We start from the raw sequence: 19,080 nt of genomic DNA on the forward strand, positions 1-19,080 counted from the left end.
GGGCCGGCAGGGCGATCAGGACTCCACCTCGGCGAACGCGCTCCCGTTTCTGTCGAACGTCTCGTAGTCGACCGGCACGGACAGCTCGACCGTCTCGGAGCCGCCGGCTGGGACCGTCACCGGCGCCGTCTCCTCGTGGTCCTCGTCGGGGACGCTGACGCTGACGACGACCGTCCCCGAACGCTCGTTGGTCGCGTCGTTGGCCACCGTCACCGTCACGAGGAGTTCGCCGTCGCCGTCCTCCGAGAAGGCGAAGTCGCTCACGTGGAGTCCGGGGTCGCGCCCGTCGGACTCGGAGGGGTCCTCGGACCGCGCGTCCTCTTCTCCCGGCGGGTTTCTGGGCCCCGAGGGGGCGGCCTCGGAGACGCAGCCGGACAGAAGGACCGCGCCGATCCCGAGGCCGCCCGCTATCGCGTCCCGTCGTCGCATGCGCGTATCGTTCCCGCGTGCAACCATAGGCGTTGTCCTGCCGGTCGGGACGTCGTCGGCCCGCTTCCCACGACGGCCGCGGGACCCGCCAGCGCTCGCCTCCGCCCGCCTCGCATCCCGGCGCCTTTTATCCGACGGCCGCGAACGACGGACGATGCTGCGAAAGGACCTCCTGCGTGTCTCGCGTTCCGGGGGCGGGTATCGCCCCGAGTTCGTCGGTCGGGAAGCCCGGCCGCTCGCGGCGCGCGTGCTCGGGACGTTCGCGGAGGCGGTCGGCGAGACGCGGGCCGAACTCGACGACCGGCTCGACGCGCTGGAGGCCGACGCGGACGACTTCAAGCTCGTCCGCGGACTCGCGTCGCTGGCCGAGCGGGACGCCGCCTTCGAGACGCGCGCGCCCGTCCCGCCCGAGCGCGCTCGGCGCGTCGCGTTCGAGACGGCCGAGGCGGTCGGCGTCGTCACCGAGTCGGACCGCGAGACTGCGGTGGGCCGGGCGGCCGACCGGCTCGGGGTCGAGCCGGACGCGGTCGAGGCCTCGCTGTACGCCGACCGCGACGCCAACGAGGTGCTCGCCGGGTTCGACCCGCGATGGGACCCCGACGGCCTGATCGAGCAGTACAACCTCTCGCTCGCGCAGACGGCGCTGTTCGACGCGACCGAGGTCCGCGTCCGGTCGGCCGACCCGAAGGCGCTCGTCTCCGCGGTCAAGCGGCTCCGGCTGATGTACGAAATCCGGAAGACAGACGCCGGCCGGGAAGTCGTCGTGACCGGCCCGGACGCGCTGTTCCGCCGGACCCGGCGGTACGGAACTGCGTTCGCCCGACTGCTCAGAACCGTCGCCGCGGCCCCGGAGTGGCGCCTCGAGGCGACCGTCGACGACCGCGGGACGGAGCGCCTGCTGACGCTCTCGGACGGCGACGTCTCGGTTCCGGGCGTCGAGCCGCTCGCGGAGCCGAGCTTCGACAGCGGCGTGGAGGCCGAGTTCGCCGGGCGGTTCCGGGCGCTCGACCTCGACTGGGAGCTCGTCCGCGAGCCGGAGCCGCTCGAAACCGGAAACCGGGTAATGATCCCCGACTTCGCGTTCGACTACGCGCACGCGGACTTCCGCGTCTTCTTCGAGGTGATGGGGTTCTGGACGCCCGCCTACGTCGAGAAGAAGCTCGACCAGCTCGACCGGCTGGAGGACGTGGAGATGGTCGTGGCCGTCGACGAGAGCCTCGGCGTCGGCGAGGAGATCGCCGCCCGCGACCACCGCGTGGTCTCGTACGCGGGCGACGTGCGCGTCAAGGACGTGGTCGACGTGCTCCGGGAGTACGAGGCCGACCTGCTCGCGGACGCGGCCGCGGCCCTCCCCGAGTCGATCGTCCCGGACGCCGACGCGGTGACGCTCGCCGCCCTCGCGGACGAGTACGGCGTCGCGGTCGACGCGATGGAGCGGCGGGAGTTCCCCGACCACGAGCGCGTCGGACGGACGCTCGTCAGGCCGGCGCTCCTCGACGAGTTGCGGGGTCGGATCGAGCCGGGGATGGACCTCGGTGCGGCCGAGGAGGCCCTGCGAGACGCGGGTATCGAGGACGCCAGCGCCGCGCTCTCGCGGCTCGGCTACCGGGTCGCGTGGGAGGGGCTTGGCGGCGGAACCGTCCGCGAGAAGGACGACGAGTAGAACGGCGAGGGATGGTCGCTCGTCGACCGCCCGCGGGCGTACCCTTTTGTCCGATAGCGCGCCACTCGCCCCGTGACCTGACGACGCGCCGCGCAGCGGGCCACTCGGTCGGTGCGACACGTCGCCGCGCGGACTCGCTCGGAGGCCCACCACCGGCTCCATCCCGTGTCGCCTGTTCGCCACCCTCGTTCGTCGGCGGCTCCGCGCGCCCCGCGTCCGCTACTCGGCCAACGACCCGAGGTCCTCGCGACTCCCCTTCGGCACGCGCGACCTGAGTTCGCCGTGCAGGTAGAGCCCGACGCCGATCGGCTCCGTCCCGCCCGCGATCTCGTGGGCCGCGATCAGGTAGCCCCAGTCGCCGTCCCACCGATCCAGCTCCTGGTCCTCGCCGGCCGCGAACCGGCGGGCCTCCTCGTCGTCCAGCACGACGACGTTCCGGGTCGCGTGACGCCCGAACCGCGAGGCGGCGCGCGTCGTCGGCTTCCAGTGTTCCTGTCGCGTCCGCAGGAACGTCATCCCGATCGCCTCGATCCGGACGCCGTCCGGCGCGTCGCCGTTGTAGATCCAGATCTTCCCGGCGCCTTTCTCCCAGAAGGAGTAGCCGTCGAACAGCGATGGGTCCACGCCGAACCGCTCGACCCACCAGTCGACGACCTCCTCGCGCGTCGCCCGTCCGGGAACCTCGCGCTCCGCCGCGGTCGCCGGCAGTCGGTCGAACCGGTGGCCGTCGTTGGTCGGCTCGTCGCTCACGCCGCCACCTCCTCGTCCGCGGCCGATTCCTCGTCCGCCGCGGCCTCGGCGTCCGACTCGCCGCCGACGCGGAGCTTCGCGCAGAAGAACCCACCCGTGTCGTTGTGGTGCGGATAGACGCGGTGAGTGCGCTCGACGCTCGGATCGAACGTCTCGCCGTCCCACTCCGTGACGCCGGGAACCGTCTCCAGCGGCAGGTCGAACGGAACGAGTTCGCAGTCCTCCGCCTCGAGGACGTGGTCCAGCACCGCCTCGTTCTCCTCGGGCGCGAACGTGCACGTCGAGTAGACGACGGTGCCGCCGGGCTTCGTCGCCTGCACCGCGCGGGTCAAGATTCCCTTCTGGATCCCTGCGACCTGCTCGACGTGGTGGAGGGTCCACTCGTCGAGCACGTCAGGGTTCTTCCGGCAGGTCCCCTCACAGGAGCAGGGGGCGTCCACCAGCGCGCGGTCGAACGCGTCGAACGCGAACGGCTTCAGGGAGAAGTTGCGAGCGTCCTGGTTCGTCACCGCGACGTTCGTGACGCCGAGCCGCTCGGTGTTGTGTCTGAGCGCGGACAGCCGGCCGAGGTTGCTGTCGTTCGCGACGACCGTCCCGGTGTCGTCCATCGCGGCCGACAGCTGGGTCGTCTTGCTCCCCGGCGCCGCGCAGGCGTCCCAGACGCGCTCGCCGGGCTGCGGGTCCAGCGCGAGCCCGGGCAGTACCGAGACCTCCTCCTGTCCGTGGAGCCAGCCGTGGAAGTAGGCCCAGTTCGTGCCCGGACTCCGGTCCGGGAGCCGGAAGAGGTCGTCGTGCCAGTCGACCGGTTCGAACGTCACGCCCTCCTGTTCGAGCGCACCGACCGCCCGGTCACGGTCCGCCTTGATCGTGTTGACGCGGACGACGGAGGGGAGCGGCCGGTCGCAGGCCGCCCGGAACGCCGCCGTGTCGTCGACGAGCGGCTCGTACCGCTCCAGTGGGTTCATACGCGCCGTTTCGCGCCGGCGGCTTTGTCGGTTTCGGAGGGGCACCGACATCGGTCGAGGAGGGTCCCAGCGAGTCGCGGTCGACGGGGGGCTATTTACTCGCCTGGGCCCCTACGGATCGTCATGGCGCGTATCAACGTCGTCGCCGACGACATCGACCTCGCGGAGCCGCTGCTCGTCGAGGGACTGCCCGGCGTCGGCCTCGTGGGGAAGATCGCTGCGGACCATCTGGTCGAGGCCTTCGAGATGACTCACTACGCCAACGTCCACTGCGAGGGACTGCCGGCCGTCGTCACCTACGGCGAGGACGATCCCGGGTTAACGAGCCCCGTGCGGCTGTACGCCGACCGGGATCGGAACCTCGTGGTGCTCCAGAGCGACGTGCCCGTCTCGCCCACGGCCGCGACGGAGTTCGCGGACTGCGTCTCCGGCTGGCTCGACGAGGAGGGCGTGACGCCGCTGTTCCTCTCCGGGTTGCCCCGGGAGAAGGGGCCCGAACCGCCGGCGATGTACGGGGTCGCGAGCGGCGAGGGACGTGAACTGCTCTCCGACGCCGGGATCGACGATCCAGCGGAGCCGGGGTTGGTCTCCGGACCGACGGGAGCGCTGCTGTCCCACGCCGTCGAGCGAGGCGCGACCGCGGTCGGGCTCGTCGTCGAATCGGACCCCGAATTCCCCGATCCCGAGGCGTCGCGGATCCTGATCACGAAGGGGATCGAGCCGCTGTCGGGGGTCGAGGTTCCCACCGACGACCTCGTCGATCACGCCACGGAGATCCAGCGCGCGAAGGAGCAGCTCGCGCGCCGGATGCAGAACGCCGAGGAGGAGAGCACGCAGGCGACGCCGCTGCGGATGTATCAGTAGCCGGGGCGTCGCCCCGTTGGGGGCTGCGGCCCGTGGCGCCTCAATCGCGTTCCAGCTCGTCGAGGATCGGGCGGTACTTGAGTTGGACCTCGTCCCACTCGCGGTCCGGATCGGAGTCGGCGACGATCCCGACGCCGGCGAACAGCGTCGCGCGCCGGCGCGCGACGACCGCCGACCGGATCGCGACCGCGAAACTCCCGTTGCCGGCGGCGTCGATCCACCCGACCGGCGCCGCGTACCACCCGCGGTCGAACGGCTCCGTCGCGCGGATCGTGTCGAGTGCAGCGTCCGGTGGGAGCCCGCCGACCGCCGGCGTCGGGTGGAGCGCCTCCACCAGGTCGAGGACGTGGTGGTCGTCGTTCAGTTCCGCCGTGATCGGCGTGTGAAGGTGTTGGACGGTCGCCAGTCGCTTCACCCGGCGCTGCCCGGTCGCGATCGAGGCCGCGAAGGGGTCGAGTTGGTCCCGGATCGCGTCGACGACGATCTCGTGTTCGTGGCTGTTCTTCGCGTCCGCGAGCAGCTCCTCGGCGAGCCACTCGTCCTCTTCGGGCGTCTCGCCGCGACCGGTCGTTCCCGCAAGCGCGTCGGTTTCGACGGTCCGTCCGCGAAGCGAAACCAGTCGCTCGGGCGTGGCGCCGATGAACGCCGTCCCTCCGGCGTCCGGCTCGATGCAGAAACGGCGACAGTCCGGGTACGCCTCGGCGAGCCGTTCGAGCGTCGCTCCCCACGGCAGGTCCGCCCCGAGATCGGTCTCCAGCGCCTGTGCGAGCACGACCTTTCGGAGCCGGCCGGACTCGATCCGGTCGATCGCTTCTTCTACCCCGGCCCGCCAGTCGGTGAGCGTCGTCGTCCGGCGCCGCGCCTCGATCCCGGGGCGTGGCGGTCGCGGCGTCTCGTCTTCGAGCCCGGAGAGTGACTCGCGCTCCGCGTCGAGGCGACGCTCGACCGCGTCCGGATCCGCGTCCGGTCCGGCGGCGTTGACCGTGAGCCAGACGCCGTTGTCGGCGAACGTCACCTGCACGCGCGGGAAGACGAAGCGGGCGTCGGGAAATTCGGACCACGCACCACCTCCGTCGTCTGCCCCGGTGGGTTCGGGCACCGCGGCCGCCTCGCTCTCCGCGACGGCCCCGTCGCGTTCTCCGCGGTCGGCGTGGAACGAGAACCCGCCGAACAGCCGGGGACGTGCGGCCTCGGTTCCGGCGTGAACGTCGCCGGAGCGGAACAGCGCCTCGGCGGCGTCGCGGACCGCCACGAACCGATCGGAGCTATCCGCGGTCAGGGTCGCGGCGGCGCCGCCCGCGACCACCGTCGCCTCGCCCGGGGCGCTCCAGACCGTCCGCGGCGCGTCCAGCGCGTCGAAGGCGGCGCGGAACGCAGGCGGGTCGATCCGGGTCGCCCGGCTCACGAGCGTCGGACGGTCGGTCGAGCGTGGCGACTCCATTAAAAGACGGTCGGGTCCCCGGCTCCTTTACCCTAACTATCGGAGACGTGCGAAGAGGTCAGCTGTACCGCTCCTCGTTCCACGGGTTCGCCGTGTTCGAGTAGCCGCGCTTCTCCCAGTAGCCCCGCTCCGGTTCGGTGAGGAACTCCACGCCGTCGACCCACTTGGCACCCTTGTAGGCGTACTTGTGGGGCGTGACGACGCGGAGCGGTCCGCCGTGGTCCGTGGGGAGCTCCTCGCCGTCGTAGTCGTAGACGAACAGCACCGCATCGCGGTCGCACTCGGAAAGCGGGAGGTTCGTCGTGTAGCCGTCCATCGCGTGGAACATCACGTGGACCGCGTCGTCGTCCACGCCGGCGCGCTCCGCGATCTCCGGAAACGGGACGCCGGTGAACTCGCAGTCGAACTTGCTCCAGCCGGTGACACAGTGGAAGTCCTGTCGCTGGGTGACGCTCGGGAGGTCCCGGAACTCCTCGTAGGAGAACGAAAGCGGCTCCTCGACCGCGCCGAAGACCTCGAACGCCCAGTCCTCGCGCGTCCACGACGGCGTGCCGCTCTTCGAGAGTACCGGGAACCGGTCGGTCTTTCGCTGCCCCGGCGGAAGCCGCTCGTCGCCGTACTCGCGGTAGAGCTGGGTGACGTCCTCGACCATACACGGGATCGGGCCCCGGTTTACGTATGGTTAACGACTCGCCGCTCGTTTCGAGAACACGAAGGCAATTTGCCCGAGTAGAAACCTCTGTTCACACAGCCCCACTATCTCTTTGCGTCTCCCCCGGGACTCGCCAGCAGATTTATATACACCGTCCGTTTACGCGGGAACAGAGAATGCCCAACGTCGAGATAACCGTTCCCGAGCACCTGGAGATGCAGATCGCCCAGATGGTCGAGAAGGGCGAATTCCTGAATCGCGAAGAGGCCATCGAGGACCTGCTGTCGACCGGTATCAAGGCCTACAAGACCAGTGGTCCGACCGACGAGGAGGAGGGGCCGTCCTTCGAGGAGGAGGGCGGAATGATGGGTCACGAAGACGAGTACGTTTTCTGACGTGCCGCGCTGAATCACCGCGAGACGTTCCGAGGCGCCCGCGAGCGTGCCCGCGTGCGAGGATTCCCCAATAACTCTTAAAGGGGTCTCACCCCTTCGTGGAAGCATGCACAAGGAAGAACTCCTCGAGCTCCACGACGAGATGGTCACCATCATGGAGTACTTCGAGCAGCGCGAGAACGTCGACGAGGACCTCTTCGAGCCGTACCACCAGCTGGACGTCGACCCCTCTCACGTTCACAAGTCCAAGAGCGAGCACAAACACGCCGTCTTCGTGCTCGGGAACGCCCTCGCGACCGCGATGAGCGAGGACGAGTTCTCCGCGGCCGGCCGCGTCGGCAAGCGCATGCAGGAGCTGGCCGACGACGCCGAGAGCAAGATCTGATCGCTTCTTCCGGTCCCGGCCGGCCGCGCTAACCGCGACGCCGGCCGCGCCATTCATTAGCGCGCCCGTCCGAACACGGGCACATGGTGCTTGACGCGGTGCCGGTTCACCGGCTGGCCGTCGTCGTCGCGTTTCTGGCCGCTTTCGGGGTCGTGTGGGCGATCGACCGCCCGCGCGGCGCCTGGGGGCGGCGCCTCAGGTCCCGGCTGCTGCTCGGCGTGCCGTGGGGGACGCTCCTGGCCGTCGCGTTCGTCGTCTGCGTCTATCTCTTCGTGCAGGGTGGGGCCCGGAATCCCTACCGACCCGTGGTCATCCCCTTCCGCGCGTGGTCGTACCTTTACCCGGAGGGGATGATCTGGGCCGGCTTCGCGCACGCGAACTTCGGCCACGTCACCGGCAACTTGCTGGGGACGCTCGTCGCCGGGACGCTCGCGGAGTACGCGTACGGCCATTTCCCGCATGGTCGCGGCACGTCGTCGTTCTCCTCGCTTCGGCGGAACCCCTACGTTCGCGCGTTCGCGTTCGTGCCCGCAGCGGTGTTCGTCTGCGGGCTGTTGACCGCGCTGTTCGCGCTCGGCCCCGTCATCGGCTTCTCGGGCGTCGTCTTCGCGATGTGGGGCTTCGCGCTGGTCCACTATCCGCTCGGCGCGGTGGTCGCGCTCGCGGGCTCCTCGCTCGTCCGCCTCCTGTGGAACGCGTTCCGCAACCCCGTGATCGAGGCGTCCGCGGGGCCCTCCTACTCGGCGCCGTGGTGGGCCGGGATCGCGGTCCAGGGACACGCGCTCGGGCTGTTTCTGGGCGTTTTCGCGGGGCTGTACGTGCTTCGTCACCGCGACGAGCGGCCGAGCGGACTGCGTCTGTTCGCGGGGACCCTTCTGTTCGGTGCCTCGCAGGGGCTCTGGGCGGTGTACTGGTACCTCGGCAACGAGAGCTACCGGCTCTTCCGGGCGGTCGGAACGAGCCTGGTCGTCGTTCTGGCGGTCCTCGTCGCGGCCGCGGGCGCCGCGAGCGCGGCGCCGCTGCTCCGGCGGTGGGCGGTCGACCGGCCGGAGGGGTTCCGCGAGGCCGCCCGGTCGGCCTCGCCCCGGGCGGTCGCGCTCGTGGTGCTGTGTCTCGGCTTCGGCGTCGTCGTCGGCCCCGCGGTCCCGGTCAACATGATGACCACGACCGACGAACCACTTCCGGGCGACCCGGTCGAGATCGAGGGCTACGAGGTCACCTACGCCGAGGACGTGCGCGACCAGACGGTGTCGGTGATCGACGTGGAGGCGTTCAACCAGTCGACCGCCGTCAACACGTCCGGCGTCATCGTTCGCAACCCGGACAGGCACATCTGGACGACCGCGCTGACCAAGGGCAGGCTCGCGCAGGACGGCGCGGGCCAGGTCCGGGTCGGCGGGACCGGCTGGCGGGAGGACGTAGACGTGCGGCGGGCCGGCTGGCGCGCCGTCGGGGGCGACCCGACGTACCGGATCGACCTCGTGCACGACGGCGAGACGAGGACCGCATTCGTCTCGGAGCCGAGCGAAGCCGAGGCGACCATCGACGGTCGGAACGTGACGGTCGCGGCCGTCGAGGGCGGCTTCGACCTCCGGGTGGCGGCGGGGAACGAGACGGCCAGCGCCGCGCTCCCGGCGACCAACGAGTCCGTCGTCGTCGGCGGGATCGCCTTCGAGCGCGAGGACCGGCGGCTCTACGCGGAGCGCGGCGAGACCCGGGTCCGGATCGCGAACGCCGAGCGATACACCTGAGCACGCTCCGGAGACGGGTTCTCAGACGCCCGCCGGGCGGATCAGTCCGAGCCGCCGTCCCACGCGATGCGGAACACCTCCGCGTCGATCTCGGTCCGGTCGGCGGTGTGGTGCTCGAACTGCCTGTCGAGCTCGAAGCTCGCGCCGAAGGCGTGGGTCACCGTCCCACCGTTGTCGGCTGCGAAGGACTCCACGAACTCGCGGCTGCCGGCGTTGTGAACGGAGTAGGAGACGGCCGAGACCTCCGCGGCGGTCGCGAGGAAGGCGCGGTCGGCGTGCTCGTTGCCGGTCCGTGCGCCGAACGGGGGGTTCATCACGACGGTCGCGGGGTCGGGGACGGAAAGCGGCGCGCGCGTCGCGTCGCCGCGGACCCAGTGGACGGGGGCGCTGGCGGCGACGCGGCGCTCGTTCTCGCGGGCGACCGCGAGCGCGCTCGGGTCGAGTTCGAGTCCGACGACCCGGGCGGGACCGCGGAGGGCGGCCGCGAGCGCGAACATCCCGGTGCCGGCGCCGAGGTCGATGACGGTTCGGGCCTCGACGTCGCCGTGGAGGTCGGCGAGGTGGACGACGTGTGCGGCCAGCTCCGGGGGCGTGGGGTACTGTTCGAGGGCGGCGCGCGGGTCGTCGAAGCCGGCGACGACCGCCAGCTTGGTCTCGAGCGCGCGCTTGGTTGCCATCAAGCCGAAGTCACGTCGGCCTCGCCCGTAAGGGTGAGGGTCACGCCCTCGCGGTCGGCGCGCTCGGCCAGCGCCGCGAGCGCGGGCTCGACCTTCGCGGGCTCGGCGACCTCGTCGACCGCGAGTTCGATGCGACCGGCGCCGAGGAACGCCGCGGCGCGGACGTAGCCGCGCAGCCGGTCGGCCTCCTCCTGCGTGGCCAGCGAGCAGTCCTCCGCGAAGCAGGCGTCGACGGACAGGGTCGCCGGCTGGTAGTTCTCCGCCGACAGCGCGCTCTTGAGGTCGCGTAGGTACTCGGGCGCGGTGCTCTCCAGGTCCGACCCGTCCACGACGACGGGTTCGACGTCCGCGGGGCGACAGCCGCTGATCGGGGCGTCCACGCCGGCAGACTCGGTGGTGCTCATACCCACCCATATTCGGTAGTTATACAAAAGTCTTTGTGAATGTTTGGTGGTAATAACCCGTCGAACTGGCGCTCCCCCCGTCGCGTGGGCGGCCGGTCGACGCGACCGAGCACCGGACGTGAACGCGACCGGCCTCGTCGCGCCGGCCGACGGTCGACCCACCTCCAGACACGGTCGGGGAGGTGCCGGTTCCGGGGGTTTAGACGCCCCAACGGTGCGTTTCCGGACACGCCTCGATCACCGGCGGTCGAAAACAGTCGTGAATCCGTCACAAAGGTTTAAATGAGCGACTGACCACAAATCTTATAATGGAACGCCCGACGCGGCAGCGCCAGCAGCAGCGGGAGACCGAACAGGAGGGCGAGGAGGCGGTCACGTGTCCCGAGTGCGACTCGGCGGAGATCGTGACGGACGCGGACCACGAGCTGGTGTGTGACGACTGCGGGCTGGTGCTGGACGAGAACCAGATCGACCGCGGCCCGGAGTGGCGGGCGTTCAACCACTCGGAACGGCAGTCGAAGTCCCGCGTCGGCGCCCCGATCACGGAGACGATGCACGACCGCGGGCTGACGACGACGATCGACTGGAAGGACAAGGACGCCTACGGCCGCTCGATCTCCTCGGAGAAGCGGTCGCAGATGCACCGGCTGCGGAAGTGGCAGGAACGCATCCGAACGAAGGACGCGGGTGAGCGGAACCTCCAGTTCGCGCTCTCGGAGATCGACCGCATGGCGTCGGCGCTGGGCGTGCCGCGGTCGGTCCGCGAGGTCGCGTCGGTCATCTATCGACGCGCGCTCTCGGAGGACCTGATCCGCGGCCGCTCTATCGAGGGCGTCTCCACGGCCGCGCTCTACGCCGCCTGCCGACAGGAGGGGATCCCCCGCTCGCTGGACGAGGTCGCGGAGGTCTCCCGCGTGCCGCAAAAGGAGATCGGACGCACCTACCGCTACATCTCTCAGGAGCTCGGTCTCGAGCTGAAACCGGTCGACCCGAAGCAGTTCGTCCCGCGGTTCGCCTCGGCGCTCGAACTCTCCGAGGAGGTGCAGGCGAAGGCGACGGAGATCATCGACGTCTCCGCCGAACAGGGGTTACTCTCGGGCAAGTCCCCGACCGGCTTCGCGGCCGCGGCGATCTACGCCGCCTCCCTGCTCTGTAACGAGAAGAAGACCCAGCGCGAGGTCGCCGACGTGGCGCAGGTGACCGAAGTCACCATCCGCAACCGATACCAGGAACAGATCGAAGCGATGGGCTTCCGGTAGTCGGTCGCGCACGCCTCTTCTCAGGTCCGGCTCGGCCGACGACCGGACTGCAACCTACGTCGCCACGAACACGACGACCTCGCGGTTCCAGAGCCCGAGCCGAACCGTCTCGGCCTCGTGGTCCGGGAGCCGGTCGGCCACTTCCGTCTCGTGGGCCGGGTCCGCGATCACGACCGCGGGCTCGCCGGACAGGTCGGCGGGTCGGGTGACGCTGTCCGTCGCCGCGCCCGCGCGTTCCGTGTACCACGGGAGCGGCAGGCGCTCGCCCCACGCCTCGCGCGCGCTCTCGGGGGTTATCGGCGGCCGGTCGGTCACCGACTCGTCGTGGAGGTAGTAGCGCTCCCCGACGTAGACGACGCGCGCGTTCGCGCCCTCGGCGCCCGCGAGCGCGGCCTCCATCTCCGCGGCGAGCGGTTCGAGGTCGTCCGCGGGCTGGCCGAACTGCGCGGTCGAGGCGTCGGGGCTCGACGGCCCGTACACGTCGTCCGCGAGCACGACGCCCGCGTGGACGCCGACCGCGAGCAACAGCAGCAGCGCCGCGGTCGCGCGCGCCGCGTCGCCGGCGTCGACCGCCTCGCTCCCCCATCGGACCACCAGCGCCAGCCCGACCCCCGCGGGGACCGAAAGCGGGACCAGCAGATGGACGAGCGTCCACGGCGCCACGACCTCGGCGACGACCGGGTAGGCCACGACCCCGAGGCCCGCCCAGACGGCGGTGAACTCGACGATCGGCCGACGTCCGCCCCCGAGGACGCCGTACCGGTCCGCGAGGAAGCCGCCGACGGCGACGAGAAAGAGGGGGGCGGAACTCGCCAGCAGGGTGCTCACTCCGTCCGACAGAAACGGAATGAACTCCGTGCCGGCGCGGTTGGCCACCCTGACCGCGAGGAACGCGTGAACCGGGTCGACGTAGGTCCGCTCCGCGAGCGCGACCGGATCCGCGAGTAGCCCGGCACCGCGGGGTGCGAACAGGAGCGCCCACGTCCCGAGGAAGACGAACAGTGCACGCGCGAGCGGCGTCGCGCGCTCGACCAGCCAGCCGCCCCGCGCCGCCAGCGCCGTCGGCACGGTTCCCCCTGCCCCCGTCACCCGACGGTGGTCGACCGTCACGACGCCCGCCACGACGGTCACGAACAGCGTCGCGACGGCGAACCCGGAGGTGGCGGCCGCGACCGCGACCAGCGCGGCCGCGGCGTAGAGGTAACGGTCGCGGTCCGTCGCGACCCAGCGCAGGACGGTCCCGACCGCCGCCAGCGCCGCAGCCGCCGCGATCAGGTCGGCCCGGAGGAACCGTCCGTAGTAGACCAAAAGCGGGCAGAACGCGAGCACCACCGCGGTCGCGACGGTCTCGTCGTCGCGGAGGCGACCCCGGAACAGCAGCGCCGCCGCGGGCAGCAGCCCCCCGACGAGCGCGACGGGCAGGCGCGCGAGCCAATCCGAGGCGCCGCCGAGACGGACGAGCCACTTCCCGGCGTGATACAGCAGGGGGCCGCCGGCGACGGGCCGGTACTCGTAGACGCCGGTCTCGGCGTAGCGGAGCGTCCAGTAGCCGACGCGGGCCTCGTCCCAGTGGAACGGCCGGGAGCCGAGGCCGACGACGCGCGCGACGAGCGCGAGCACCACGACCGCGACGACGGCGATCCGGACCCGGTCCCGGCTGTGAGCCATACGCGTGGCGTTTTCTCGCCCGATAAGTAGGTTTTCGGTTCCGCGTCGACGCTCGCGGTTGCACCCGGTGCGGCTTCCCGCCGGCGCCCTCGCTCCGCCCCGACGGACGGTCCGTGTCGCAAGGCTCAATCGCCGGGAGCGCGTCCTCCCGCCTATGTCCGTCCTCTCGTCGCTGCCCGAGCGCCCGTTGAAGGAAGCGGAGGTCGCGTCGCTGAACCGGTCCGAAGGAGTCGACCTCGCGGTCGCCACCGAGCCCGACGGCCCGACCGCGGGCCTGGTCGTCGCGACCGACGGGTGGGTGAAGGGGCTCGCGTTCGACGGGGAGTACGGGGAGGCGGCCGGGTTCGAGGGGGAGTGGACGGTCGTCGAGACGGCCGACCTCGACGAGGCCGAGCGCTACGAGGGACTTCGAACCTGCGAGGACGCGGTGGTCGAAGCGCTGGAGGGGGCCTCGGACGCGGCGTAGGAGCGCTTACCGCCCGCGACGGTGCGGCGGACCGACCGCGCCCCCGCGCCGTCGGGGAGTGCTTTCTAATGGGGGGCGCTCGTATCGTCTGGCGCATGTACGACAACATCCTCGTTCCCACCGACGGAAGTCCGGCCTCCGACGCGGCCATCGACCACGCGGTCGACCTCGCGGAGCGCTACGACGCCCGCGTCCACGCGCTGTACGTGGTCGACGGCGCCGCCTACTCCACGCTGGAGGCCGGCGCCCAGGTCGTCGTCGAAGCCCTCGAGAAGGAGGGTGAGGAGGCCACCGACCGCGTCGCCGAGGCGGCGGCCGACGCCGGCGTCGAGGCGGTGTCGACGGTGACGACCGGCACCGCGTACCGGTCGATCAGCGACTACGTCGAGGAGAACGATATCGACCTGATCGTGATGGGCACCCACGGACGCCAGGGACTCGACCGCTACCTCCTCGGCTCCGTCACGGAGCGGGTCGTCCGCACCGCCGACGTGCCCGTGATGACCGTCCGCCAGGCCGACGAGGACTGACGCGACCTGGGTCGACGCCTCCGGCGGGTTTTTGATCGAGAGTCCGCGCCGTCGACCGCGTCGAACCGCCGACCGCAAGGCAATTATGACGGCTCCCGAATAGCCGAGGCATGCGCGACTGGCTCTCACACCGGGTCGCCGCGACGCCGGACGCGTCCGCGCTCGTCCGCGCCGAGGACGGCGAGACGTGGTCGTACGGCGACCTCGACCGGCTCGTCGCCGAGACGGCCGGCCGCCTCTCCGTGCTCGGGATCGAGCCCGGCGACCACCTTGGCGTGCTCTGTTCCGCCCGCGTCGGCTACGTGGGCCTCGTTCACGCCGCGATGCGGCTCGGCGTCACTCTCGTTCCGCTGGGCGACGACCTGACGCCGCGCGAACTGCGAGAGCGCACGGCCCGCGCCGAGCCGACCGCGCTGGTTTGCGGTGCCGAAACGGAAGGGAAAGCCGTCGCCGTGGTCGAGGACGGTGCCGAGGAGCTGCCGCTGCTCAGCGTCGACGACCCCGACCACGAGCGCGTGAGCGCGCTCCACGACGCCGACCCGGTCCCGATCGATCCGCCGACGTGGGAGCTCGACGACCGACTCTGCCTGCTTTTCACCTCCGGGACGACGGGCGAGCCGAAGGCGGTCGAGCTGACGGCTGCCAACGTGCTCGCCTCGGCGGTGGCGAACGCTTTTCGGCTCGGCGTCTCGCCGGGAGACCGCTGGCTCGTCACGCTCTCCCTTCATCACATGGGCGGGCTCGCCCCGGTCTATCGCTGTGCGCTCTACGGGACGACGCTGGTGCTCCGTCGCTCGTTCGACCCCGGCGGCGCGGCCGACGACATCGACCGCTACGACGTGACCGGCGTCTCGCTCGTTCCGACGATGCTCACGCGGATGCTCGACAGCCGGGGGACGCTCGCGGACTCGCTGTCCACGGTGCTCCTCGGCGGTGCCCCGGCGCCGGACGCGCTGATCGAGCGCTGCGAGAACTACTCGATCCCCGTCTACCCCACCTACGGGATGACCGAGGCGGCCTCCGGCGTCGCGACCGCGACCCCCGAGGAGGCCGTCGACCGGCTCGGGACGGTGGGCCGACCGCTCCTGGGGACCGACCTCACGGTGGTGGACGACTCCGGGTCCCCGGTCGGCGTCGGGGAGACGGGCGAGATCGCCGTCGACGGGCCGACGGTGACGCCGGGGTACTACCGGGACCCCGACGCCAATCGCCGCGCCTTCGGGGAACACGGGCTCCGGACCGGCGACGTGGGATACCGCGACGAGGACGGGTATCTCTACGTGTTGAACCGGCGCGACGACCGGATCATCACGGGTGGCGAGAACGTCGAACCGGGGGAGGTCGCGGCCGTCCTGCGCGAGCACCCGGGCGTGGCCGACGTCGCGGTCGCCGGCCTCCCGGACGAGGAATGGGGCGAGCGCGTCGCCGCGCTGGTAGTTCCCGTCGGAGACGACGAGGAGGCCGATGCCGAGTCGGAGCCGAACGCCACCACGACCGCCGCGACCGGCGACGACGAGCGCCCCGTCGACCCGGCCGCACTTCTGGGGTTCGCTCGCGAGCGTCTCGCCGGGTTCAAGCTTCCGCGAACGGTCGGGTTCGCCGACGAGTTGCCGCGGACCGTCTCGGGGACGGTCGACCGCGGGGCCCTCCGCGAGCGGCTTCTGGAGGCGGGGTTCGAGCCGGAACGGCCCGACACGGGGTTCGACGCCGCGGGGTTCGAGCCCGCGGATCCCGAACCGGCCGGTGCGGAACCCGCGGACGCGGCCGATGTGGAGTCCGCGGACGCGGCCGATTCGGAACCCGCCGACCCGTCGTCGCCCGACCGCGGTTCGTCCGAGCCTGCCGACGCCGAACCGCACGATGCCGACCGGTCCGACGGCGAGCGCGCCGACGGAGAGCGTTCCGATCCCGAAGAGCGCTGACGCGGGCGCGTTCTTCGGGGCCGTCCCGACCGAATAAACGAGCGCACGATTTATCGTTGTTCCACGAGGGTTTTGGTGACACGAGTAGAGGACTACTCATGGAGCTACTCGACGACACGATCGTCCCCGAGCACGCCCGCGAGGTCAAAGCGGAGGCGCGGGCGTTCGCGGCGGACCACATCGCGCCGAACGCGGAGGAGCGCTTCCGCGCCGGCGAGTACCCCTGGGAGATCCTCGAAGCCGGCATGGACGCCGGGCTCGTCGCGCAGGACATCTCCGAGGAGTACGGCGGCAAGGGGTACGACCTCGCGCAGATCCTCGCCATCGCGGAGGAGTTCTACCGCGCGGACGCCGGCATCGCGCTGACGCTCCAGCTCGCCAGTTTCGGCTGCGAGATGGTCGAACAGTACGGTTCCGAGGAACAGAAAGAGGAATATCTCCGCCCGGTCGCGGAGAACGACCAGATATCGGGGCTGGCGGTCTCCGAGCCCGAGACCGGCTCCGACCTCGCGGGGATGACGACGAGCGCCGAGAAGGTCGAGGGCGGCTACGAGATAACCGGCGAGAAGTACTGGGTCGGCAACGCGGTCGAGGCGGACTGGCTCACCGTCTACGTCAAGACCGGCGACGCGGAGGACCGCTACTCCAACTACTCGATGTTCATCGTGGAGACCGACCGCGACGGCTACGAGGCCGAGCACATCCCCGAGAAGATGGGGATGCGCGCGTCCAAGCAGGGACACATCGTCTTCGAGGACTGCTTCGTCCCCGAGGAGAACCTCGTCGGCACCGAGGGTGGCGGCTTCTACATGCTCGCCGACTTCTTCAACCACGGCCGCGTCGTCGTCGGGGGCCACGGGCTCGGACTCGCGGCGGCGGCCATCGAAGAGGCCGAGGAGTTCGTTCACGACCGGAGCGCCTTCGGACGGACAGTCAACGAGTTCCAGTCCGTCCAGCACATGCTCGCGGACATGCGACTGGAGTTCGAGTCCGCCCGCGCGCTCACGTGGCGCGCCTGCGAGAAGGTGATGGACCACGACGACGCGGGCTACTGGGCGGCGCTCGCGAAGACGAAGGCGACCGAGACCGCGGTCGACTGCGCCGAGCGCGGGATGCAACTTCACGGCGGCCGCTCGATCCTCACCGACCGGCGCATCGCTCGTGTCTACCGCGACTGCCGCATCCCCGTCATCTACGAGGGTGCGAACGAGGTCCAGCGCAACCTGATCTACAGACAGAGCCGCTGAACCGCTCCGGTCCCCCTGATCGCCCGCGCCCCTCCACGACCACTGCCACCGATGCGACTCGCGTCCCCGTGCGGACCCTTTTGTCCGATAGCGCGCCACCACCCCCGTGACCTGACGACGCGCCGCGCGGCGGGCCACTCGGTCGGTGCGACACGTCGCCGCGCGAGTCCGTTTCCGGGCCGGAGCACCTCTCCCGGCCCGTCCTGCCCCGTCCCGTGTCGCCTGTTCGCCATCCGGACCCCCCTTCCCGAGCCGGCGTCCGACCGACCGTCCGTTTCGCGCCGCGGCCTTCAAACGGAGCGGCGCCCTATCGCTCCCCGTGCTCCGGATCGACGCCGACGTCCGTGAGGAGGTGATCGCCCACGCTCGGGACGGGGTCCCCGAGGAGGTCTGCGGCGTGCTCGGTGGGACGCGCGAGACTTCCGCCGATACGTCCCCGAGCGGCGGCACCGGGCGGACGGACCGCGTCGAGACCGCGCGCCGGGTCGAGAACGCGGCCGCAGACCCGCGGACGCGGTACGAGATGGCTCCGGTCGCCCTGCTGGAGGCGATCGAGGCCCTCGAGAGCGCCGGCGACGACGTGGCGGGGTTCTACCACTCCCACCCTCGCGGACCCGCCGAGCCGAGCGCGACCGACCGCGAACGAGCGACGTGGGACGGCTACTGCTACGTCATCGTCTCGCCCCGGAGTGACGACGCGGCCGCGGCGACCGGCACGACCGGATCGACGTGGGCCGTCCGCGCGTGGCGCTGGGACGCGGACGCCGGTCGGTTTCGCGAGGAGTCGGTCGTCACCGAGTGACGCACCGCAACCTGTTTCCCGGCACGGCCGCTAACGACCGGAGAGATGGTCGAGGAGATAACCGCCGAGGAGCTTCGGGAGGAACTCGCGGAGAACGGGCCGCAGGTCGTCGACATCCGGCCCGCTGCCGCGTACGAACGCGGCCACATCCCCGGGGCGATCAACGTCCCGCTGACGGAACTGCCGCGTCGCGTCGACGAGGTCGACTGGGACGACGAGGTCGTCACCGTCTGTCCGGTCGGTCAGTCGTCCGTCCAGGCCGCGCGACTCATCGGTAGCTACGAGGGCGCGGCAGACGCGACCGTCAGGAGTCTGGCCGGCGGCTATCGCGACTGGGACGGCGACCTCGAGAGCGGCGCCGCGGACGACGAGACGCGCCTCTGACCGCTCCGGCGTCAGGGCTCCGAAACGGTCGGTTCCGTGGCCGCAAGTTCCCGATCGGCAATCCAGCCCCCCGTTTTGTCCTCCACTCAGCAACGGGTTTAGAAGCCCTCGGCCCCTACTACCGGGCATGAAAAAGACGGAACTCGTTCACTTCCACAACCTGCTCGGCACGCTCGCGACGGAGCTGCACGAGGAGGGTCCCGTCACGGAGACGGACCTCGCCGCGTACAGGGAACTGGAGACGTCGCCGATGACGATCCGGGGCTCGCGGTCGGAACACGAGCGCGCGGTGCTGACGCTCGCGTCCGCGCTGGCCGAGGGCGTCGAGCGCGGGTCGACCGACCCGGACGCCGAAGCGCGCCGGACGCCGGTCGCCTGATCGGCGGCGCCCTTCTCCCGACGAAAGCTCCTTGACTGCGGCCGTGG

At 71.0% G+C, this 19,080-nt stretch carries 21 protein-coding genes; 13 read left to right on the forward strand and 8 right to left on the reverse strand.

Going from position 1 to position 19,080, the window contains the following annotated elements:
• Positions 1–15 precede the first annotated feature (15 nt).
• Positions 16–429, reverse strand: a complete 414-nt coding sequence (locus tag ACQE3L_RS12620) for a hypothetical protein (RefSeq protein ID WP_426964203.1) — start codon at positions 427–429, stop codon at positions 16–18.
• A 154-nt stretch (positions 430–583) separates the two neighbouring features.
• Here ACQE3L_RS12620 and ACQE3L_RS12625 point away from each other — a divergent pair, with 154 nt between their 5' ends.
• Positions 584–2,092, forward strand: coding sequence for a DUF790 family protein (locus ACQE3L_RS12625; RefSeq protein WP_426964204.1), 1,509 nt, complete (start codon positions 584–586; stop codon positions 2,090–2,092).
• Between the two features lie 219 nt (positions 2,093–2,311).
• Here the strand turns inward: ACQE3L_RS12625 and ACQE3L_RS12630 are convergent, their stop codons facing one another.
• Positions 2,312–2,842: a DUF7122 family protein gene (locus ACQE3L_RS12630; protein ID WP_426964206.1), complete on the reverse strand. Its 531-nt coding sequence runs from the start codon at positions 2,840–2,842 to the stop codon at positions 2,312–2,314.
• Positions 2,839–3,807, reverse strand: a complete 969-nt coding sequence (locus tag ACQE3L_RS12635) for an RsmB/NOP family class I SAM-dependent RNA methyltransferase (RefSeq protein WP_426964207.1) — start codon at positions 3,805–3,807, stop codon at positions 2,839–2,841. The genes ACQE3L_RS12630 and ACQE3L_RS12635 overlap by 4 nt, the downstream gene beginning before the upstream one ends.
• 123 nt (positions 3,808–3,930) lie before the next feature.
• Here ACQE3L_RS12635 and ACQE3L_RS12640 point away from each other — a divergent pair, with 123 nt between their 5' ends.
• Complete coding sequence (locus tag ACQE3L_RS12640; protein ID WP_426964208.1) at positions 3,931–4,671, forward strand: proteasome assembly chaperone family protein; 741 nt, start codon at positions 3,931–3,933, stop codon at positions 4,669–4,671.
• 40 nt (positions 4,672–4,711) lie between these two features.
• On the opposite strand, the gene ACQE3L_RS12645 is transcribed toward ACQE3L_RS12640, so the two are convergent.
• Together ACQE3L_RS12645 and ACQE3L_RS12650 are read right to left on the reverse strand one after the other, a co-directional pair.
• A complete protein-coding gene (locus tag ACQE3L_RS12645; RefSeq protein ID WP_426964209.1) occupies positions 4,712–6,112 on the reverse strand; it encodes an isochorismate synthase in 1,401 nt (466 codons plus the stop codon).
• A 58-nt stretch (positions 6,113–6,170) separates the two neighbouring features.
• Positions 6,171–6,764, reverse strand: a complete 594-nt coding sequence (locus ACQE3L_RS12650) for a sulfite oxidase-like oxidoreductase (RefSeq protein WP_426964210.1) — start codon at positions 6,762–6,764, stop codon at positions 6,171–6,173.
• A gap of 176 nt (positions 6,765–6,940) precedes the next feature.
• Here ACQE3L_RS12650 and ACQE3L_RS12655 point away from each other — a divergent pair, with 176 nt between their 5' ends.
• The 3 genes from ACQE3L_RS12655 (at position 6,941) to ACQE3L_RS12665 (ending at position 9,295) form a co-directional block, all read left to right on the forward strand.
• Entirely contained in the window at positions 6,941–7,159 is a 219-nt protein-coding gene (locus ACQE3L_RS12655) for a ribbon-helix-helix domain-containing protein (RefSeq protein WP_058366709.1), read from the forward strand.
• A 106-nt stretch (positions 7,160–7,265) separates the two neighbouring features.
• Positions 7,266–7,544, forward strand: coding sequence for a UPF0058 family protein (locus ACQE3L_RS12660; protein WP_426964212.1), 279 nt, complete (start codon positions 7,266–7,268; stop codon positions 7,542–7,544).
• A gap of 83 nt (positions 7,545–7,627) precedes the next feature.
• Positions 7,628–9,295 (forward strand): rhomboid family intramembrane serine protease, encoded by a 1,668-nt coding sequence (locus tag ACQE3L_RS12665; RefSeq protein WP_426964213.1) that lies wholly within the window; start codon positions 7,628–7,630, stop codon positions 9,293–9,295.
• 41 nt (positions 9,296–9,336) lie between these two features.
• Here the strand turns inward: ACQE3L_RS12665 and ACQE3L_RS12670 are convergent, their stop codons facing one another.
• Both ACQE3L_RS12670 and ACQE3L_RS12675 read right to left on the reverse strand, forming a co-directional pair.
• Positions 9,337–9,972 carry an METTL5 family protein gene (locus ACQE3L_RS12670; RefSeq protein WP_426964214.1) on the reverse strand — a complete coding sequence of 212 codons (636 nt, stop codon included), beginning with the start codon at positions 9,970–9,972 and terminating at the stop codon, positions 9,337–9,339.
• On the reverse strand, positions 9,972–10,376 hold the full coding sequence (locus ACQE3L_RS12675) for a DUF7961 family protein (protein WP_426964216.1): 405 nt from the start codon (positions 10,374–10,376) through the stop codon (positions 9,972–9,974). Before ACQE3L_RS12675 ends, ACQE3L_RS12670 begins: the two co-directional genes overlap by 1 nt.
• Positions 10,377–10,684: 308 nt before the next feature.
• Between ACQE3L_RS12675 and ACQE3L_RS12680 the strand changes: the two genes are divergently transcribed.
• Entirely contained in the window at positions 10,685–11,635 is a 951-nt protein-coding gene (locus ACQE3L_RS12680) for a transcription initiation factor IIB (protein ID WP_058366704.1), read from the forward strand.
• A gap of 54 nt (positions 11,636–11,689) precedes the next feature.
• Here the strand turns inward: ACQE3L_RS12680 and ACQE3L_RS12685 are convergent, their stop codons facing one another.
• Positions 11,690–13,303 carry a flippase activity-associated protein Agl23 gene (locus ACQE3L_RS12685; RefSeq protein ID WP_426964217.1) on the reverse strand — a complete coding sequence of 538 codons (1,614 nt, stop codon included), beginning with the start codon at positions 13,301–13,303 and terminating at the stop codon, positions 11,690–11,692.
• Positions 13,304–13,457: 154 nt separating this feature from the next.
• Here ACQE3L_RS12685 and ACQE3L_RS12690 point away from each other — a divergent pair, with 154 nt between their 5' ends.
• From ACQE3L_RS12690 to ACQE3L_RS12720, 7 genes are all read left to right on the forward strand, one after another.
• Positions 13,458–13,769 (forward strand): DUF7964 domain-containing protein, encoded by a 312-nt coding sequence (locus ACQE3L_RS12690; RefSeq protein ID WP_426964219.1) that lies wholly within the window; start codon positions 13,458–13,460, stop codon positions 13,767–13,769.
• Between the two features lie 95 nt (positions 13,770–13,864).
• Positions 13,865–14,299 carry a universal stress protein gene (locus tag ACQE3L_RS12695; RefSeq protein WP_426964280.1) on the forward strand — a complete coding sequence of 145 codons (435 nt, stop codon included), beginning with the start codon at positions 13,865–13,867 and terminating at the stop codon, positions 14,297–14,299.
• A gap of 110 nt (positions 14,300–14,409) precedes the next feature.
• Entirely contained in the window at positions 14,410–16,221 is a 1,812-nt protein-coding gene (locus tag ACQE3L_RS12700) for a class I adenylate-forming enzyme family protein (protein WP_426964220.1), read from the forward strand.
• A gap of 98 nt (positions 16,222–16,319) precedes the next feature.
• Entirely contained in the window at positions 16,320–17,468 is a 1,149-nt protein-coding gene (locus ACQE3L_RS12705) for an acyl-CoA dehydrogenase family protein (protein ID WP_426964222.1), read from the forward strand.
• A gap of 319 nt (positions 17,469–17,787) precedes the next feature.
• Positions 17,788–18,270, forward strand: coding sequence for a desampylase (locus ACQE3L_RS12710; RefSeq protein ID WP_426964224.1), 483 nt, complete (start codon positions 17,788–17,790; stop codon positions 18,268–18,270).
• A gap of 45 nt (positions 18,271–18,315) precedes the next feature.
• The gene (locus ACQE3L_RS12715; protein WP_426964225.1) at positions 18,316–18,654 is read left to right on the forward strand and encodes a rhodanese-like domain-containing protein; all 339 of its coding nucleotides are present in this window, start codon (positions 18,316–18,318) and stop codon (positions 18,652–18,654) included.
• A 127-nt stretch (positions 18,655–18,781) separates the two neighbouring features.
• Entirely contained in the window at positions 18,782–19,033 is a 252-nt protein-coding gene (locus ACQE3L_RS12720) for a UPF0058 family protein (RefSeq protein ID WP_426964226.1), read from the forward strand.
• The last annotated feature ends 47 nt before the right edge of the window (positions 19,034–19,080 follow it).

The organism is Haloparvum alkalitolerans, assembly GCF_050122995.1.
In the GTDB taxonomy this organism is placed as follows: Archaea; Halobacteriota; Halobacteria; order Halobacteriales; family Haloferacaceae; genus Haloparvum; species Haloparvum alkalitolerans.

Coding starts and splice junctions, on each gene's coding strand:
- ACQE3L_RS12690 (WP_426964219.1), top strand. CDS start 13,458: ATGTCCGTCCTCTCGTCGCTGCCCGAGCGCCCGTTGAAGGAAGCGGAG.
- ACQE3L_RS12680 (WP_058366704.1), top strand. CDS start 10,685: ATGGAACGCCCGACGCGGCAGCGCCAGCAGCAGCGGGAGACCGAACAG.
- ACQE3L_RS12705 (WP_426964222.1), top strand. CDS start 16,320: ATGGAGCTACTCGACGACACGATCGTCCCCGAGCACGCCCGCGAGGTC.
- ACQE3L_RS12650 (WP_426964210.1), bottom strand. CDS start 6,764: ATGGTCGAGGACGTCACCCAGCTCTACCGCGAGTACGGCGACGAGCGG.
- ACQE3L_RS12670 (WP_426964214.1), bottom strand. CDS start 9,972: ATGGCAACCAAGCGCGCGCTCGAGACCAAGCTGGCGGTCGTCGCCGGC.
- ACQE3L_RS12635 (WP_426964207.1), bottom strand. CDS start 3,807: ATGAACCCACTGGAGCGGTACGAGCCGCTCGTCGACGACACGGCGGCG.
- ACQE3L_RS12700 (WP_426964220.1), top strand. CDS start 14,410: ATGCGCGACTGGCTCTCACACCGGGTCGCCGCGACGCCGGACGCGTCC.
- ACQE3L_RS12720 (WP_426964226.1), top strand. CDS start 18,782: ATGAAAAAGACGGAACTCGTTCACTTCCACAACCTGCTCGGCACGCTC.
- ACQE3L_RS12620 (WP_426964203.1), bottom strand. CDS start 429: ATGCGACGACGGGACGCGATAGCGGGCGGCCTCGGGATCGGCGCGGTC.
- ACQE3L_RS12665 (WP_426964213.1), top strand. CDS start 7,628: ATGGTGCTTGACGCGGTGCCGGTTCACCGGCTGGCCGTCGTCGTCGCG.
- ACQE3L_RS12645 (WP_426964209.1), bottom strand. CDS start 6,112: ATGGAGTCGCCACGCTCGACCGACCGTCCGACGCTCGTGAGCCGGGCG.
- ACQE3L_RS12660 (WP_426964212.1), top strand. CDS start 7,266: ATGCACAAGGAAGAACTCCTCGAGCTCCACGACGAGATGGTCACCATC.
- ACQE3L_RS12625 (WP_426964204.1), top strand. CDS start 584: ATGCTGCGAAAGGACCTCCTGCGTGTCTCGCGTTCCGGGGGCGGGTAT.
- ACQE3L_RS12685 (WP_426964217.1), bottom strand. CDS start 13,303: ATGGCTCACAGCCGGGACCGGGTCCGGATCGCCGTCGTCGCGGTCGTG.
- ACQE3L_RS12715 (WP_426964225.1), top strand. CDS start 18,316: ATGGTCGAGGAGATAACCGCCGAGGAGCTTCGGGAGGAACTCGCGGAG.
- ACQE3L_RS12675 (WP_426964216.1), bottom strand. CDS start 10,376: ATGAGCACCACCGAGTCTGCCGGCGTGGACGCCCCGATCAGCGGCTGT.
- ACQE3L_RS12695 (WP_426964280.1), top strand. CDS start 13,865: ATGTACGACAACATCCTCGTTCCCACCGACGGAAGTCCGGCCTCCGAC.
- ACQE3L_RS12640 (WP_426964208.1), top strand. CDS start 3,931: ATGGCGCGTATCAACGTCGTCGCCGACGACATCGACCTCGCGGAGCCG.
- ACQE3L_RS12655 (WP_058366709.1), top strand. CDS start 6,941: ATGCCCAACGTCGAGATAACCGTTCCCGAGCACCTGGAGATGCAGATC.